The following is a 14,446-nucleotide window of genomic DNA, read 5'->3' on the forward strand; positions in this document are numbered from 1 at the left end:
CGCTCCCGTTGTTTCCAGCCCTCCGGCGCCCCGCGCAGGCGCCCACGTCACTCCCCGCCGCAATCGATCAGGTTGTGGCGTACGCGGCCGAGCAGCCGCACCAGCGTATCGCGTTCGTCGGGCGTGAAGCCGCGCAGCCCGTCGTCGGCGACGGTATCGCCCACTTCCAGCATCTGCGGAAAGATCTCGCGCGCCTTGTCGGTCAGCCGGATCACGAACGCGCGCCGGTCGTCGTCGTTCGCGACGCGTTCGATCCAGCCGTAACTTTCCATCCGGTCGAGCAGCCGCGTGAGCGAGATCGGCGTGATCTCGAGCCATTCGGCCAGCCGCGCCTGGTTCATCTCGCCCTTCCACGTCAGGTACGCGAGCACGCGGCTTTGCGCCCGCGTCAGCCCGATGCGCTTCGCGCGCCGGTCGAACAGGCGTCCGTTCAGGCGGGCCACGTCGGCGATCAGGTAACCGATCCGGTTCTCGTAAGTCTTGTCCATCCGCCGATTATAGGGTCAAGCCGTCAACCAGCCGTGGCTCGCGCCCTGGCGATAAGCAGCTATATAATAAGCGTGCTTATAACTTGAGCCATACCGGATCGCCGCCCACGGCGACCACCCCACGGAGACACCCGCTTGAACCCCGCCGCCGACGCCCCCGCCTCGCCCGCCCTGAACCGGCCGATGCTGACCCTGTCGATCATGCTCGCCACGCTGATCCAGACCCTCGACAGCACGATCGCGAACGTCGCGCTGCCGCACATGCAGGGCACGCTGTCCGCGTCGCAGGACGAAATCACGTGGGTGCTGACCTCCTACATCGTCGCCGCGGCGATCGCGACGCCGCTCACCGGCTGGCTGTCCGACCGGCTCAGCGTCAAACGGCTGCTGATCGTGTCGATCGCGGGCTTCACGGTGGCGTCGGCGCTGTGCGGGCTGTCGGAGACGCTCGTGCAGATCGTCGGCGCGCGGCTGCTGCAGGGCGTGTTCGGTGCCGCGCTGGTACCGCTGTCCCAGTCGATCCTGCTCGACATCAACCCGCGCGAGAAACAAGGCCAGGCGATGGCGATCTGGGGGATGGGCGTGATGGTCGGCCCGATCCTCGGCCCGACGCTCGGCGGCTGGCTCACCGACAGCTACAACTGGCGCTGGGTGTTCTTCATCAACGTGCCGATCGGCGCGTTCGCGCTCGCCGGCGTGATGACCTTCCTGCCGGCGCGCGCACCGCGCCCGCACGTGAAATTCGACGCGTTCGGCTTCGCGACGCTGGCGCTCGCGATCGGCGCGTTCCAGGCGATGCTCGACCGCGGCGAACAGCTCGACTGGTTCGGTTCGTACGAAATCCGCATCGAGGCGCTCGTCGCCGCGCTCAGCTTCGCGTTCTTCCTCGTGCACACGGCGACCGCCGGCAAGGCGTCGTTCTTCAAGTCGGAACTGCTGCGCGACCCGAACTTCGCGACGGGCACGCTGTTCATCTTCGTGGTCGGCGCGGTGCTGTACGCGACGCGTGCGCTGCTGCCGCCGATGCTGCAGAACCTGATGGGCTACCCGGTCGCGACGACGGGCCTCGTCACCGCGCCGAGCGGCGCCGGCACGATGATCGCGATGCTGTTCGTCGGCAGGCTGTTGAAGTACGTGGATGCGCGGATGCTGCTGCTCGCGGGGCTGTCGATTTCCGCGCTCGCGCTGTGGCAGATGATGCAGTACACGGTCGTGCTGTCCGAATCGGACATCGTGTGGCCGGGTGTGGTCCAGGGCTTCGGGCTGGGGCTCGTGTTCGTGCCGCTGAGCGCGCTGTCGTTCTCGACGCTGCCGCCCGACCTGCGCGCGGACGGCACGGCCACCTACAGCCTGATGCGCAACATCGGCAGCAGTATCGGCATCTCGATCGTGCAGACGCTGATGACGCGCAACACGCAGGTCGCGCATGCCGACCTCGCCACCCACATCACGCCGTTCAACCCGGCCGTGCAGGCGATGACCGGCAGCCGCCTCGACATCGCGCTGCTCGACCGCACGATCAACCAGCAGGCGACGATGATCGCTTACCTGAACGACTTCAAGCTGATGTTCGTCGCGACGCTGCTGATGATCCCGCTATTGCTGCTGATCCGCCCGCCGCAGAAAACGGCGAGCGTCGACGTTGCGCACGCGGCGATGGACTGACGGGCGCACGCGCGGCGCGCGCCCGATCCGCGTGTGGCCGCGTCAGACCTTCATCGTGCCGGTCCGCACGTAGCGCTCGTGCCACGACAGCGCCTCGGCGAGCAGGTGCGGCGTGTGCTTGCCGAAGCTCTCGTGCGATGCGCGCTCGAAGTAGTCCTCGAGCATCGGCCGGTAGTCGGGATGCGCGCAGGTCGCGATGACCTTGCGCGCGCGCTGCTTCGGCGACAGGCCGCGCAGGTCGGCCAGGCCCTGCTCGGTCACGACCACCGCGACGTCGTGCTCGGTATGGTCGACGTGGCTCGCCATCGGCACGATCCGCGAGATCGCACCGCCCTTCGCGGTACTCGCCGACATGAAGCACGACAGGTAGCCGTTGCGCGCGAAATCGCCCGAGCCGCCGATGCCGTTCTGGATCTTCGTGCCCATCACGTGGGTCGAGTTCACGTTGCCGTAGATGTCGGCCTCGATCATCCCGTTCATCGCGATGCAGCCGAGGCGGCGCACGAGTTCCGGATGGTTGCTGATCTCCTGCGGGCGCAGCACGATCTTCTCGCGGAACGTCGCGATTTCGTCGGCGAAGCGCTGCACGGCGGCCGGGCTCAACGACAGCGCAGTGGCCGACGCGAAGCTCAGCGTGCCGTCGTCGAGCAGGTCGAGCATGCCGTCCTGGATCACTTCGGTGTAGGCGGTCAGGTTCGAGAAGCCGGCCGAGCTGAGTTCCGCGAGCACCGCGTTGGTGATGTTGCCGACGCCCGACTGCAGCGGCAGCAGGTTTTCCGGCAGGCGGCCGCGCTTCACTTCGTGGCGCAGGAAGTCGATCAGCTGCAGCGCGATCTGCTTCGACGTCGCGTCCGGCGCGGAAAACGCATTGCTGCGATCGGGCGCGTCGGTCTCGACGATCGCGACGATCTTGTCGGCCGGGCAGCGCAGGTACGGCTCGCCGATCCGGTCGTCGCTCTTCGTCAGCGGAATCGGCTTGCGGTGCGGCGGCAGCGCGGTGCCGTAGTAGATGTCGTGCATCCCGTCGAGGCCGAGCGGCTGACGCGAGTTGACCTCGAGGATCACGTGCTTCGCGCGCTCCAGCCAGGTCTTGTTGTTGCCGATCGACGCGGACGGGATCAGCAGGCCGTCCTCGCGGATGCCGGCGACTTCGACGATCGCGACGTCGAGATCGCCGTACAGCCCGAACCACGCGTACTGCGCGACGTGGCTCAGGTGGACGTCCTGGTAATCGACTTCACCGCTGTTGATCTTGTCGCGCAGCGTCGGGTCGGACTGGTACGGCAGCCGCATCGAGATGCCGTTGGTGCGGGCAAGCGCGCCGTCGAGTTCCGGCGCGGTCGATGCGCCGGTCAGCACGTTGATCCGGAAATCCTCGCCGCGCGCGTGCGCCGCGTCGATATGGGTGGCAAGCGCGGCCGGTACGGCCTTCGGGTAGCCCGAACCGGTGAAGCCGCTCATGGCGACGGTCATGCCGGGACGGATCAGCGCGGCGGCTTCGTCGGCGGTGCGGACGAGCGAACGCAGGGCGGGAGCGAGGATGCGTGATGAAGACATGGCTGGTTTCTGACGCTTTGATCTGTCGTTGACGTCGCGGGGGGTGTCTCCTGAGCGACATGAAGCCCTTGGGGCCGCGCGGGGCGGCCGGCACCACAGGCACGGTCGGAGTATCGCAGAGGCCATCGCCGCGAAATGTCCGCTGGATGCAAAAGATCCTTGCCGAATATGCCGGGTATCGAACGACCGTTCTGTGACAGGCAATCCGCACGCGCCGGATGCACGCGAAAGGTGCACGAAAGCATCGGAACGAATGACCGGACACGGATCGCCAACCTTCGCGCATCAATCGGCGGATTTTCTTTGCAATTTGCCGCCCGGCGATCGGTAATCGCCGATGAAACCGCGGCGCGGCCAATTGTCACCCGATGCGGCTTTTCCGGACCTGACGCACATCAACGTCGCATGCGCTGCGCGCCGCCCGCCGGCTCGCTCGAAAAGCTCCGGCAGATCGGCCTGCGAGGCCCGTCCGTCCTTGACAGCCGCGTGACGCGAGCCACACTGGAATACGGGTCCGGCCGCGCCGTTTGCCGTCCCGATCGCCCGCGCTTGCGCACGTCCGGGATCGACCGGCCGATACGCGCAAGACGCGGTAACACTCCCGCATGTCAGGACATTGATCGAATAAAAAGCACCAAATTACAATTCCGTATATATTTCGCCGATGGACCAAAGAAAAACCGCCACACGCTCCGAGCCCCCCCTGCCACGCACCTGGGATGCGCGGCTCGCGCGCTCGCTTGTCCGACCGCTCGTCGATACACCCGTCACCCCGAATCACCTCACTACCGTTCGCCTGCTGATCGGCCTCGCCGGCGCCTGGTGCCTTGCGCACGGCGGCTTCGGCTGGAGCAACGCAGGCGCGTTCCTGATCGTGCTGTCGAACTTCGTCGATCACACCGATGGCGAACTCGCGCGCATCAGCGGCAAGTCCAGCAAGATCGGTCATTTTTACGATCTCGCGGCCGATGCGCTCGTGACGGTCGCGCTGTTCGTCAGCATGGGCCTCGGCATCGTCGCCCAGGGCGGCCAGATGGCAGCATCGCCGGTGCTGCTCGGCGCCGTGGCCGGCGCGGCCGTCGCGCTGATCTTCTTCCTGCGCATGCGGATCGAATCGATCGCCGGCAAGGCCGGCACCAAGCAGGCATTCGCAGGCGGCTTCGAAACCGAGGACGTGCTGTACCTGCTGCCGATCGTGACGCTCGTGGACGGCGTCGAGCCGTTCCTGCTCGCGGCGTCGATCGGCGCCCCGCTGTTCGCCGCATGGGTCGTGATCGACTGGTGGCGCATCGTCCGCCGCGGCAACGCCCCGCAGAATTCAACTGAAATCCAGGCTTCCAAATGACTCCTAGCACGCGCGACGACTCCGTGCTGAGCCCGGCACGCCCCGCGCCCGTGCGCGCGGCCGCGGCCGACCCCGATCGCACCGTGGCCGACCGCGTCGGCCATCTCGACCTCGACCGCCTGCGCAGCGACTACACGCGCCAGGGCTCGTTCCTGTACCTCGATGCCTTCCTGCCGGCCGACGCGCACGCGAAGCTCGCGGACGCCGCCCGCGCGATGCAGGCCGGCCTGAATCGCAATTACCTGCCCGGCCACAAGCAGGGCGGCAGCGTGAGCCGCCATACGATCGACGAGCAGGCGCCGTACATCGCCGAGCTGTATCGCTCGAAGGCGCTGATCGGGTTCCTCGAGAAAGTCACGGGCGACAAGCTGATGCTGTCGCCGGACGACGATCCGCATGCCTACGCGCTGTACTACTACACGAAGCCCGGCGACCACATCGGCTGGCATTACGACACGTCGTACTACGACGGCCGCCGCTACACGCTGCTGATCGGCGTGATCGACGAATCGTCGTGCCGGCTCGACTACGAGCTGCACACGCGCAATCCCGACGTGGCCGACGAACCGGGCTCGGTGCAGATCGCCGACGGCGGCATCGTGCTGTTCGACGGCGACAAGCTGCGCCACCGCATCACGCCGCTCGGCCAGAACGAGATGCGCGTATCGCTCACGTTCGAATACGTGACGAACCCGGGCATGCGGCCGTGGAAGCGCTTCATCTCGAACATGAAGGACGCGATCGCGTATTTCGGTTTCCGCCAGGTGTTCAAGCAGCTGGCCACGCGGCGCACGACCGGATCATGACACGCGCGGGCCTCATCCTGCTGTCCCTCGGGACGGCACTCTTCATCGCACTCCTTGCCTGGCAGGGCGTCGGCGCGGTCGCGTCCACGTTCCTCGCGGCCGGCTGGGGCCTCGCGCTCGTCGCAGCGTTCCACGTCGTGCCCCTCGTGATCGATGCCATCGCGATCTCCGTGATGTTCCGCCGCGGCCAGCCGGGCGCCGAGCTCGGCAACGCACTGCGCGCGCGCTGGGTCGGCGAATCGGTGAACAGCCTGCTGCCCGCCGGGCAGATCGGCGGCCCCGTGCTGATGGTGCGCCACCTCGCGCAGCGCGGCACGCGGATGGCCGACGCGGCCGCCGCCGTGACCGTCAGCACGACGATGCAGGCGCTCGCGCAGATGGCGTTCGCGCTGATCGGGATCGCCGCATTCAGCCTGTATGCGACGCACGAGTCGGTCGCGCACCTGCGCACGCCCGCGCTGATCGCGACCGGCGTGCTCGGCGCGCTCGCGGTGCTGTTCTATGCGGCGCAGCGGCGCGGGCTGTTCGGCCGCGGCCTGCGCCTCGCGTCGAAGCTGCTCGGCCCGCGCGACTGGTCGTCGCTGGCCACGCGCGCCGACGCAATCGACGACGCGGTCGGCGCGCTGTACCGCGATCGCGCGAAAGTCGCGAAGACGTTCGCGTTGAGCCTCGTCGGCTGGATCGTCGGCACCGCGGAAGTGTGGCTAGCGCTGCACTTCCTCGGGCACCCGGTGAGCTGGCTCGACGCGCTGCTGCTGGAAAGCGTCGGCCAGGCGATCCGTGGTGCGGCCTTCGCGATCCCGGGCTCGCTCGGTGCGCAGGAGGGCGGCTACCTGCTGCTCGCCCCGCTGGTCGGACTGCCTCCCGACGCGGCGCTCGCGCTGTCGCTCGCGAAGCGCGCGCGCGAACTCGCGCTCGGCCTGCCCGGCCTGCTCTATCTGCATTTCAGTGAAAGAAACTGGCAGCGGCGCCGTGCGCCGCAGCCGCTCGCCGACTGATCGTTCAGATCGCCGGCTTTTTGGTTGGAGAACCCATGCGAGCCATCATTCTTGCGGCAGGCCTCGGCTTGCGCCTGCAACAACCGCCCGAAGCGCAGTTCCCGAAGTGCCTGCTGCGCTTTGACGACGTTTCGCTGCTCGAGCGCCATCTGCGCGTACTCGACGCCGCGGGCGTCGACGAGATCGTGCTCGGGCTCGGCTTTCAGCACGAGAAGGTCGAGCAGGAACTGAAGCGCCTCGGCCGCCAGGCCGAGATCGTCATCAACGACCGCTACGACCTCGGCAGCGTGCTGACCGTGCATACCGTCGCCGATGCGATGACGCGCGGGGGCGACGTGCTGCTGATGGACGCGGACGTGCTGTACGACGAGAACATCCTGCACGCGCTGGTGGCCGATTCCGACAAGACGGTCGACCGCCTGCTGATCGACCGCGACTTCGAAGCCGGCGACGAGCCCGTCAAGCTGTGCCTGAAGAACGGCGTGCCGGTCGAACTGCGCAAGCAGCTCGCGGTCGATCTCGAATACGACACGATCGGCGAATCGGTCGGCTTCTTCCGCTTCACCGAAGGTACCGCGCGGCGCCTCGCGACGATCGTCGCGGGCTACGTCGACAGCGGCCGCGCAAACATGCCGCACGAAGAAGCCGTGCGCGACCTGCTGCTCGAAGGCGGTCATTCGTTCGACGTCGCCGACGTCACCGGTTCGCCGTGGATCGAGATCGACTTCCCGAACGACGTCGCCCGCGCCACGCAAGAAATCCTCCCCCTGATTCAACGCACCACCGCAGGAGCCGCACGATGAACGCACGCGAACCCAACTTCACCGAATCGCGCAGCGCACGCCTGCGCCGCATGCTCGTCAGCAGCGACCTCGAATTCCTGATGGAAGCGCACAACGGCCTGTCCGCGCGAATCGTCCGCGAAGCCGGCTTCAAGGGCATCTGGGCATCGGGCCTCGCGATCTCCGCGCAGTTCGGCGTACGCGACAACAACGAAGCGAGCTGGACGCAGGTCGTCGACGTGCTCGAATTCATGGCCGACGCAAGCGACCTGCCGATCCTGCTCGACGGCGACACCGGCTACGGCAACTTCAACAACGTGCGCCGCCTCGTGAAAAAGCTCGAACAGCGCGGCATCGCGGGCGTCTGTATCGAAGACAAGCAGTTTCCGAAGACCAACAGCTTCATCGACGGCGAACGCCAGCCGCTCGCCGAGATCGACGAATTCTGCGGCAAGATCAAGGCCGGCAAGGACTCGCAGACCGATCCCGACTTCTCGATCGTCGCGCGCGTCGAGGCGCTGATCGCGGGCTGGGGGATGGACGAGGCGCTGCGCCGCGCGAACGCGTATGCGGAAGCCGGCGCCGACGCGATCCTGATCCACAGCAAGCTGTCGCGTCCGGACGAGATCCTGCAGTTCGCGCGCGAATGGAGCGGCAAGGCGCCGCTCGTGATCGTGCCGACCAAGTACTACAGCACGCCGACCGACGTGTTCCGCCAGGCCGGCATCAGCACCGTGATCTGGGCGAACCACCTGATCCGCGCGTCCGCGTCGGCGATGCAGGCCGTCGCGCGCGAGATCCACGAGAACGAAACGCTGATCAACGTCGAAGACCGCGTCGCATCGGTCAACGAAATCTTCCGCCTGCAGGACGCCGACGAGTACTCGGCGGCCGAGCGCATCTACCTGTCGTCGTCGTCGCGCGCGTCGAACGCGGCGGTCGTGCTCGCCGCCAGCCGCGGCAAGGGCCTCGAAGCCGTTACCGAAGACAAGCCGAAGGTCATGCTGCCGGTTGCCGGCAAGCCGCTGCTGCGCTGGCTCGTCGACGGCTTCAAGAAGCAAGGCGTGAACGACATCACCGTGGTCGGCGGTTACCGCGCCGACGCGATCGACACGTCGGGCATCAAGCTCGTCGTCAACGAGCGCCATGCGCAGACGGGCGAACTCGCGTCGCTCGCATGCGCGGCCGAGCGCCTGACGGGCGACACCGTGATCTCGTACGGCGACCTGCTGTTCCGCAGCTACATCCTGCGCGACCTCGCGGAGAGCGAGGCCGAATTCAGCGTCGTCGTCGATTCGTCGCTGACGGAGCCGTCGAACCAGAGCGTGCGCGACTTCGCGCTGTGCTCGGCTGCCGACGATCGCGGCCTGTTCGGCCAGAAGACCTACCTGCAACGCGTGTCGAGCGACGTCGCCGCGGGCACGCCGCACGGCCGCTGGATCGGCCTGCTGAACGTGCGCGGCGCCGGTGTCGATCGCCTGAAGGCGATGCTCGCGACGCTGCAGGCACGCCCCGACTTCGACACGCTCGACATCCCGTCGCTGCTCAACGAACTGATCGCCGCCGGCGAGAAGATCGAAGTGCAATACGTGCACGGCCACTGGCGCGGCGTCAACGATCTCGAAGACTTCCGCCGCGCGGGCGACTTCGCGCACGGCCAGACGCCGCTGTCCGAACCGGGCGCCGGCAACGGGGGGGCGCAATGATCGAAGCGGCCCAGTTCGTCGAGGCCGCGCGCGAACGCGGCTTCGACTGGTACGCGGGCGTGCCCTGCTCGTACCTGACGCCGTTCATCAATTACGTGCTGCAGGACCCGACGCTGAACTACGTGTCGGCCGCGAACGAAGGCGACGCGGTCGCGCTGATCGCGGGCGCGACGCTCGGCGGCAAGCGCGGGATCGCGATGATGCAGAACTCCGGGCTCGGCAACGCGGTGAGCCCGCTCACGTCGCTGACCTGGACGTTTCGCCTGCCGCAGCTGCTGATCGTCACGTGGCGCGGGCAGCCGGGCGTGGCCGACGAGCCGCAGCATGCGCTGATGGGCCCGATCACGCCCGCGATGCTCGACACGATGGAGATCCCGTGGGAGACGTTCCCGACCGACCCCGAACAGGTCGGCCCGGCACTCGACCGCGCGATCGCGCACATGGACGCGACGGGCCGCCCGTACGCGCTCGTGATGCAGAAAGGCAGCGTCGCGCCGTATGAACTGAAGGCGAACCCGGCCGTGCGGCCGCGTGCACACGTCGCCGCGCAATCGTCGTCGCGCGCAGCGTCGGCCGATGCGTGGCCGACCCGTCACGACGCATTGAAGCGCGTGATCGCACACACGCCGGTCGATTCGACCGTCGTGCTCGCATCGACCGGTTTCTGCGGCCGCGAACTCTATGCGCTCGACGATCGCCCGAACCAGCTGTACATGGTCGGCTCGATGGGCTGCGTGACGCCGCTCGCGCTCGGCCTCGCGCTCGCGCGCCCCGACCTGCACGTGGTGGCCGTCGACGGCGACGGCGCCGCGCTGATGCGGATGGGCGTGTTCGCGACGCTCGGCACCTACGGCCCGGCCAACCTCACGCACGTGCTTCTCGACAACGGCGCGCACGAATCGACGGGTGGCCAGGCGACGGTGTCGCAGCATGTGTCGTTCGCGGGCGTCGCTGCCGCGTGCGGCTATGCGTCGGCGGTCGAAAGCGACACGCTCGACGTGCTCGATACGACGCTGGCTGAGTCGAGCGATGGTGCACGGTTCGTGCGCGTTGCGATCCGCACGGGCGTGCCCGACGGCCTGCCCCGCCCGACCGTCACGCCGGTCGAGGTCAAGACCCGTCTGATGCGGCACATCGGCGCCGCGCAGACCGAAGCCCACGTTGAAGGAGCCCTTTGATGCTGCTGCTGAACCCCGGCCCGGTCACGCTCACGGAACGCGTGCGCCGCAGCCTGCTGCAACCCGATCTGTGCCATCGCGAAAGCGAATTCTTCGATCTGCAGGATGAGGCGCGTGCGCGCCTCGTCGCCGCGTACGAGCTCGATCCGGCCGAATGGTCGGCCGTGCTGATGACGGGTTCGGGCACGGCCGCCGTCGAGAGCATGATCGCGGCGCTGGTGCCGCAGGACGGCAAGCTGCTCGTGATCGAGAACGGCGTGTACGGCGAGCGGATCACGCAGATCGCGACGCAGTACGGGATCGCGCACGACGTGCTGAAGCATGAGTGGATGCAGGCGCCCGATCTCGCGCAGATCGGCGCGCGACTCGATGCGGGCGGTTATACGCACGTCGCCGTGATTCATCACGAAACGACGACGGGCCGGCTGAACGACCTCGGCGCGATTGCGGAAGTCTGCCGTGCGCGTGGCGTGAAGATGCTCGTTGATGGCGTCAGCAGCTTTGGCGCGGAAGCGATCGATTTTGCAGGCGGCGATATCGACGCTGTTGCTGCGACGGCGAACAAGTGCCTGCATGGCGTACCGGGCGCAGCGTTCGTGATCGTGCGTCGCAGCGCGCTCGCGAAGGCTGCGAGCCGGACTTACTACCTCGATCTCGGTCGTCTCGCGAAGCTGCAGGATCAGCGGAATACGCCGTTTACGCCTTCCGTGCACGCGTATTACGCGCTTGTCGAGGCACTGCGCGAGTTTGACGAGGCTGGCGGCTGGCGTGCGCGGCACGCGCATTACAAGGCGCTCGCCGATCAGGCGCAGGCCGGGCTGGCGGCGCGCGGAATGCCGCTGGTGCTGCCGGAAGGTGCTTCGTCGGTCGTGCTGCGCGCGTATCGGCTGCCGCAAGGCGTCACGTACGAGACGCTGCACGACGGGCTGAAGGCGCGTGGCTTCGTGATCTACGCGGGGCAAGGCGGGTTGTCGAAGGAGCTGTTCCGGATTTCGACGATGGGCGCGATTCAAGCGGCTGATGTTGAGCGGTTGCTGGAAGGGTTTACGGCGCTGACGCGGTAAGCGTTGCTCGTACCTTCGTCTATGAAAGGCCCGCAAGGGCCTTTTTTCTTGTTCTTCGCAAATTTCGGCGGGAGATGAGACACGCTGTCGCCATTCGGCCAAAAGCAGACATCAGAGGCATAACTGTCATTGCAAGTTATGCTGTCGGATGTACCGCCAGATGAGCGTCGAGGAGAATCCGCTCATCTTCCTTCCAGAAGAATGACATGACATCGCCGCCGCTGCCTTCAATGATCGAACAGTTCCGCCAGTACGCACGAGAGGTGCGTGAAGCGCTGCCCAACGAGTCGTCGGCGAACCACGTCTATACCTTGGCGGTGAGAGTCCTGAACTCGACCTTTGGCAACGGCTGGGTGGACCGTCACGTACTAGCCAGTGATGATCAATCCCCCTTCTTTCGCAATCTCGAGGCGGCAGCTGGAGACGAGGCGTTGCATCGCGCGCGCGTGGTTGATCTCGCCGAGACCATCATCAACCTTCAGAAGGTTCCGGGCTTGATCGACGTTCTCCGCGCGATGAAGTCGGGCCACATCGAAGACCGCTTTGCCGAGCTTGAGGTGGGCAAGATGCTGGCTTTGGCAGGTTCGCAGTTCAATTTCGTGACACCTGGCGGCCCCCGCGGCAGCAGCTACGACCTGGAGATCGTGACGCCAGCGGGCAAGGTATGTGCGGACGTCAAGTGCAAAGTTGAGAGCAACCTCACCCCCAGTGCGAGCGCGATCCTGAACACCCTCAAAGCTGGGCGCACACAGCTGCCAAATGATCAAATGGGAGCATTCTTCCTCAAGTTTCCGCAATCCTGGGCGCCCGACGGCGACATCAAGCCGCTAATTGCGATACTGGAGCAAGCTGCGCTCGACTTCCTGCGCGGAACGAAGCGCGTCGTAGCCATCGTCATGTACTTCAACATCGTCTTGCCGGTGAACGGTGGTTTGGGCGTCTACAACGTGTATCGACAGGTGCTCAACTCGCGGCACCGGTTTGGGAACAACGAGGTCCCCGTCCTTCCTCTAAACCACGAACCGTTTATGGCGCCGCGTCCAGACTGGATCCGCTTGGCGGACGTCTGTAGGTGAGCGCTCAGGTCGAGCATGCACCTCCTAACCCCGCGGGCGCCGCCACTGGCCCGTTTGGCGGGGTGTAGTTGAACATGCGCAATGCACGACGTCTGCTTTGGGTCGGGAAGCGCCATTCGCTGGCGCGAGATGGCACGGCGACCAAGGTAGCCGCTTTACACTGCAACAAATGAGCTACCCTTCCCTGCAACCCCAGCCCCAAAACGTCCTCACCTCCTATTTCTGGAGCGGCGACGCCATCCGCAGTCGGCGCGTAAGTGACATCGTGCTGTCCGGCACGGTCGACGTGCCAGAGCCGCCGGCGCGTCTGCTCGCGGATTGGGCCAGGGAGATTTCGTCCCGCATGACCCTGGAACCTGGGGATGTTGAGGCGTTACCTCTGGCACGAGCACGAGCGCGCTGGCCGGACTACTCGCACTGCGTGCAGGCAGTGGCTGATTGGGCGAGCAAGCTTGGACTGCCCGGAGTACTTGCCTCCAGTGACGTCGCTCTCATGGCTTGCCGCGGCGCGAGGTATCACCACGACGGAGAGCAGTATGGCGGCGCAGCCTTCTGCAATCTCTTCCTGAGCGAGGATAAGGGTCAGGACGTACACTTTCCGTCGTTGGGTCTTCGAATCCCCCTGACCCGCGGTTCGGTTCTGATATTCGATACCTGCCAGTCTCATGGCGTCATTCGGCGCGGCAGCAGCGGTTTTGACGTGGACGACTTCCCGCCCGACCAGGATTGCACTCAGCTATTCCTGACCTGGGAGCTTCCCGTTGAGACTATCCATGTCAGGCAGGCACTCAATGTCGCCTTCGACATTGATCTTTCGACCTCGCTGAAGGTAAATGAGGAGCAAGTCCGGCTGAATGATGAAAGAGTCAGCGTGTGTGACAAGTCAGGTCGGTGGCACCGAGCTGACTAATCGCCAGGACTAGTCGCGATCCCACCTGGTCGGCTGCATCGATCTCGCCGTCGCCTGCCGGCCAGGAGCAGTCGCTGGACTTACCCGTGGCAGCACCCGGCTCCTACTGAAAGCGATCATTCGACAGGATGCCAGCAAATTCAAAAGCCTGTGCGACCCTCGACGCGATTATCAGGTTTAGGCGCGATATTCCTTGCCCTTTGTGCTTCAACTTCAGCCAGAATTCGCTGGCCTACCGCGCCGTAAAAGCGCAACCCAGTAGCGCAACCGTGGATACGTAACGTGACCGTGCGTAAAAAGAACATCTGTCTTTGTGATGCGCTGATGGCATCCCAGGGTATGGAGATCGCGGGAAGTCGCAAGTTCAATGGAAAGCTGGGTCGTAGCCATAAGTGTTGAGGATAGAGTTCAACGGCCACAGCGAAGCTGGTCCATTTTATTCGGCATGAAACCCAGCGATAGGATCCATTGGAGATTTGCCTTTCGTTCGGGGCATCCCGCCTCGTCTTGTACGGCTCAAGATCCTTCCAGCCGGACAGCCACCGCACAGCCTGGAGCCCGGAACCAAAGAAAATGACTACGACGAAGATAAATCGGAAGGTATCGCGCATATTCCGTGGAGTTAGGATGCACTCGCCATGAATCGCTTCGTTGGGTGCATGTTGCCGAACACGGGTGCGGTGTTGGGGCGATGACTCGCTCGGGCGAGAGGAAACCCTTCTTACCGGGCATTCCCGGCCCCACCAATCGTGATCGTCCGCTTTGCGGATCAAGGATACCCAAAGCTTGATGGCGCCGAAGGACCGTAACGGGTCGGTAGCGGCCCATCCATAAAAGTGCGGGCGTAGGTTTCAGCGTAGCTTTGTGCGTC

The 14,446-nt window shown here is 65.7% G+C and carries 12 protein-coding genes; 10 read left to right on the forward strand and 2 right to left on the reverse strand.

The annotated features are described in order from the left end of the window. Positions 1–47: 47 nt before the first annotated feature. Positions 48–488: a MarR family winged helix-turn-helix transcriptional regulator gene (locus tag ACWMMN_RS25845; RefSeq protein ID WP_059237050.1), complete on the reverse strand. Its 441-nt coding sequence runs from the start codon at positions 486–488 to the stop codon at positions 48–50. Positions 489–623: 135 nt separating this feature from the next. On the opposite strand from ACWMMN_RS25845, the gene ACWMMN_RS25850 reads away from it, so the two are divergent. Next, positions 624–2,153, forward strand: coding sequence for a DHA2 family efflux MFS transporter permease subunit (locus ACWMMN_RS25850; protein WP_059237051.1), 1,530 nt, complete (start codon positions 624–626; stop codon positions 2,151–2,153). Between the two features lie 42 nt (positions 2,154–2,195). Here ACWMMN_RS25850 and scpC read toward each other — a convergent pair whose 3' ends face one another. Further along, entirely contained in the window at positions 2,196–3,710 is a 1,515-nt protein-coding gene (gene scpC, locus ACWMMN_RS25855; protein ID WP_174991876.1) for a succinyl-CoA:acetate CoA-transferase ScpC, read from the reverse strand. Positions 3,711–4,374: 664 nt separating this feature from the next. Here scpC and ACWMMN_RS25860 point away from each other — a divergent pair. The 9 genes from ACWMMN_RS25860 to ACWMMN_RS25900 all read left to right on the forward strand — a co-directional run bounded on the left by ACWMMN_RS25860 (position 4,375) and on the right by ACWMMN_RS25900 (position 13,575). Beyond that, entirely contained in the window at positions 4,375–5,055 is a 681-nt protein-coding gene (locus ACWMMN_RS25860; protein WP_059237053.1) for a CDP-alcohol phosphatidyltransferase family protein, read from the forward strand. After that, the gene (locus ACWMMN_RS25865) at positions 5,052–5,861 is read left to right on the forward strand and encodes a HalD/BesD family halogenase (RefSeq protein WP_059237054.1); all 810 of its coding nucleotides are present in this window, start codon (positions 5,052–5,054) and stop codon (positions 5,859–5,861) included. Before ACWMMN_RS25860 ends, ACWMMN_RS25865 begins: the two co-directional genes overlap by 4 nt. Next, positions 5,858–6,859, forward strand: a complete 1,002-nt coding sequence (locus tag ACWMMN_RS25870) for an HpnL family protein (protein WP_059237055.1) — start codon at positions 5,858–5,860, stop codon at positions 6,857–6,859. Before ACWMMN_RS25865 ends, ACWMMN_RS25870 begins: the two co-directional genes overlap by 4 nt. A gap of 35 nt (positions 6,860–6,894) precedes the next feature. Continuing rightward, positions 6,895–7,662: a phosphocholine cytidylyltransferase family protein gene (locus tag ACWMMN_RS25875; protein WP_059237056.1), complete on the forward strand. Its 768-nt coding sequence runs from the start codon at positions 6,895–6,897 to the stop codon at positions 7,660–7,662. Beyond that, entirely contained in the window at positions 7,659–9,347 is a 1,689-nt protein-coding gene (gene aepX / locus ACWMMN_RS25880; RefSeq protein WP_034205044.1) for a phosphoenolpyruvate mutase, read from the forward strand. The genes ACWMMN_RS25875 and aepX overlap by 4 nt, the downstream gene beginning before the upstream one ends. Beyond that, entirely contained in the window at positions 9,344–10,525 is a 1,182-nt protein-coding gene (gene aepY, locus ACWMMN_RS25885) for a phosphonopyruvate decarboxylase (RefSeq protein WP_342705973.1), read from the forward strand. Before aepX ends, aepY begins: the two co-directional genes overlap by 4 nt. Next, positions 10,525–11,589 carry a 2-aminoethylphosphonate aminotransferase gene (locus ACWMMN_RS25890; RefSeq protein ID WP_059237058.1) on the forward strand — a complete coding sequence of 355 codons (1,065 nt, stop codon included), beginning with the start codon at positions 10,525–10,527 and terminating at the stop codon, positions 11,587–11,589. The genes aepY and ACWMMN_RS25890 overlap by 1 nt, the downstream gene beginning before the upstream one ends. Before the next feature lie 206 nt (positions 11,590–11,795). Then, positions 11,796–12,665, forward strand: a complete 870-nt coding sequence (locus ACWMMN_RS25895) for a hypothetical protein (RefSeq protein WP_486423304.1) — start codon at positions 11,796–11,798, stop codon at positions 12,663–12,665. A gap of 169 nt (positions 12,666–12,834) precedes the next feature. Next, positions 12,835–13,575, forward strand: a complete 741-nt coding sequence (locus ACWMMN_RS25900; RefSeq protein ID WP_486423305.1) for a hypothetical protein — start codon at positions 12,835–12,837, stop codon at positions 13,573–13,575. Positions 13,576–14,446: the final 871 nt, after the last annotated feature.

It is taken from the genome of Burkholderia cepacia complex sp. TUM26381, assembly GCF_057439935.1.

Excerpts from the sequence above, each read along its gene's own strand:
- ACWMMN_RS25845 (WP_059237050.1), bottom strand. The coding sequence starts at position 488 with ATGGACAAGACTTACGAGAACCGGATCGGTTACCTGATCGCCGACGTG.
- scpC (WP_174991876.1), bottom strand. The coding sequence starts at position 3,710 with ATGTCTTCATCACGCATCCTCGCTCCCGCCCTGCGTTCGCTCGTCCGC.
- ACWMMN_RS25860 (WP_059237053.1), top strand. The coding sequence starts at position 4,375 with ATGGACCAAAGAAAAACCGCCACACGCTCCGAGCCCCCCCTGCCACGC.
- ACWMMN_RS25865 (WP_059237054.1), top strand. The coding sequence starts at position 5,052 with ATGACTCCTAGCACGCGCGACGACTCCGTGCTGAGCCCGGCACGCCCC.
- ACWMMN_RS25870 (WP_059237055.1), top strand. The coding sequence starts at position 5,858 with ATGACACGCGCGGGCCTCATCCTGCTGTCCCTCGGGACGGCACTCTTC.
- ACWMMN_RS25875 (WP_059237056.1), top strand. The coding sequence starts at position 6,895 with ATGCGAGCCATCATTCTTGCGGCAGGCCTCGGCTTGCGCCTGCAACAA.
- aepX (WP_034205044.1), top strand. The coding sequence starts at position 7,659 with ATGAACGCACGCGAACCCAACTTCACCGAATCGCGCAGCGCACGCCTG.
- aepY (WP_342705973.1), top strand. The coding sequence starts at position 9,344 with ATGATCGAAGCGGCCCAGTTCGTCGAGGCCGCGCGCGAACGCGGCTTC.
- ACWMMN_RS25890 (WP_059237058.1), top strand. The coding sequence starts at position 10,525 with ATGCTGCTGCTGAACCCCGGCCCGGTCACGCTCACGGAACGCGTGCGC.
- ACWMMN_RS25895 (WP_486423304.1), top strand. The coding sequence starts at position 11,796 with ATGACATCGCCGCCGCTGCCTTCAATGATCGAACAGTTCCGCCAGTAC.
- ACWMMN_RS25900 (WP_486423305.1), top strand. The coding sequence starts at position 12,835 with ATGAGCTACCCTTCCCTGCAACCCCAGCCCCAAAACGTCCTCACCTCC.